The 519-nt window shown below is 64.4% G+C and carries 1 protein-coding gene; it reads right to left on the reverse strand.

What is annotated here, in order from left to right:
* The coding region (locus PKE75_RS13120; protein WP_271169197.1) for a GTP-binding protein at window positions 1–519 on the reverse strand (519 nt) is incomplete at both ends.

Genomic DNA, 519 nt, shown 5'->3' on the forward strand with positions numbered 1-519 from the left:
CCTCGACCGGCATCAGGAACGGCTGGTCGATCGGACGCTCCGGCTGCGGGATGTACTCGTCGACCGCCGCCATCAGCTGGAGGATGGCGTCATGGCCAAGCTCCGGGCTCTTGTTCTCGAGAGCCGCAAGCGCCGAACCCTTGACGATCGGAATGTCGTCGCCCGGGAAATCGTACTTCGACAGAAGCTCGCGAACCTCGAGCTCGACAAGCTCCAGGAGCTCGGCGTCGTCGACCATGTCGCACTTGTTCAGGAACACAACCAGCGCCGGAACGCCGACCTGACGCGCCAGAAGGATGTGCTCGCGCGTCTGCGGCATCGGGCCGTCGGCGGCCGACACCACAAGGATCGCGCCGTCCATCTGAGCGGCGCCCGTGATCATGTTCTTCACGTAGTCGGCGTGGCCCGGGCAGTCGACATGCGCGTAGTGACGGTTCGCCGTCTCATACTCGACATGCGCCGTCGAGATCGTGATCCCGCGCGCCTTCTCCTCAGGAGCCTTGTCGATCTGGTCGTAAG

This window comes from Hansschlegelia plantiphila, from assembly GCF_027922265.1.
GTDB classification, from domain to species: Bacteria; Pseudomonadota; Alphaproteobacteria; order Rhizobiales; family Methylopilaceae; genus Methylopila; species Methylopila plantiphila.